The organism is Vibrio sp. 10N.222.55.A1 (genome assembly GCF_041473835.1).
GTDB classification, from domain to species: domain Bacteria; phylum Pseudomonadota; class Gammaproteobacteria; order Enterobacterales; family Vibrionaceae; genus Vibrio; species Vibrio crassostreae_C.
The window spans coordinates 1-1478 of record NZ_JBFRSX010000147.1 but is presented as its reverse complement, the minus strand read 5'-3'; the positions used below and the strand labels follow the sequence as shown (position 1 = coordinate 1478).

Sequence of the window (1478 nt, the reverse complement as noted above, 5' to 3'; positions counted from 1 at the left end):
TTAAGATCCTGTCTATGAAGCCGTTCTGAGATAGGAATCAGTCTTCCTCGTTGGTTTCCCAGAGGGCATTGAACTTTTCCCGCAAAACCAGTAGCGCAGCCGTTTCAGCAAGTGCTTTCTCTTTACGTGCCAACTCCCTCTCCAACGCTTTTACCTTTCTGCGTTCCTCACGTAACTGCTTATTTTCTTTGTGTGATATTTTTCTTTGTGTGATATTGAAGTCGATGTTGTGCTCAGCGCCTTGATAGATAGTGCTCGCCAGGCTTTAACGTCATCGACAAATAACCCTTTAGACCTTACAGTATTCAGCTAACTCGCGTTCAGACATTGTTGCAGTTTCAATCACTATGAAAAATCTCTGCTCCGCTGAATAATCAGTAGTAGTATTTTCTAACGGCGACTCTGTAGACAATAGGCCGCTTTCGCCAGTACTTATAACTACTACGATGAACATTGAACACATTACACAACGTTTTACGCTATAGCACTTCCTGAGTTTCTCGATTATTGAGAACTGTTCAGAGAGTCCGACATCAAGAGAGCTGTTGCACTTTCTAATATTTTGTTTTGCTCTTAAAGGCGAGCTAGTTTCTTTTTCAACTCACGAACCCACGTATCCATTGTGGATTTACCGACGTTCATAGCTTGAGCTGCTGAAACAACAGTATAGTTTTGGTCGAGCGTGAGTTGCGCAGCCTCTACCTTAAATTCAGCACTAAATATTCTTCTTTACGTTTTGTCATTGTGTCACCTGTTAACTTATGAGGTGATGATATTACCTCTAATTAGGTGGCTAAATTTACTATGCCACTACATCCATGTTCGTTAAATTGTCCGCATTACACTTTTAGTAGCCGAAGAACCAAGCAAGTTGAGATTTCATTTAAGACAAAAACGAGAGGGGCGATGCAACACTTAGCCATTGATGCGACTGGTCTTAAGGTTTATGGCGAAGGTGAATGGAAAGTAAAAAACACGGGACAGATAGTAGGAGTAGTGTCTCGAGAAAGCTTCATATTGAAGTTGATACAAGCACTCATGAAATCATTGCAGTTGAGCTAAGTTTATTGACGGTTAGCGATGGAGAAGTGCTCCCGAATTGACTGAACCAAACACGGCGAAGCATCCTAGAGGTGTCTGGTGATGGTATTTATGAAACGAGAGCGTGCTACGATGTAATTAAGATTAAGCGAGTGACTTCGCTTGTTCCTCCAAGATAAAGGGTAGCATTCAGGAACTCGGCCATTCTCGAAATCGCTCAGTGGGTTGCTAGAAATTATACGGCTCAAATAAGTATTGGAAAGAGCGGTATGGTTACCACAAACGCTCACTCTCAGAAACGGCGATGTAACAAGTTAACCAATTGTTAGGAGGACGATTAGATTTCAGAAATTACAGTACACAGTCAGGGGGAAACTCGCGCTAAGCTCAAAACGTTGAATAAGCTTACTGGGTTAGGTACAGGGCGGGAGCATACT

At 42.3% G+C, this 1478-nt stretch carries 2 pseudogenes; one reads left to right on the top strand and one right to left on the bottom strand.

Features of this window, described 5'->3' with window-relative positions:
- Window positions 1-413 precede the first annotated feature (413 nt).
- A pseudogene (locus AB4493_RS22195) lies at window positions 414-743 on the bottom strand (transposase); the annotation flags it as partial.
- A gap of 82 nt (window positions 744-825) precedes the next feature.
- Here AB4493_RS22195 and AB4493_RS22190 point away from each other — a divergent pair.
- Window positions 826-1478: pseudogene (locus AB4493_RS22190) on the top strand (IS5 family transposase); the annotation flags it as partial.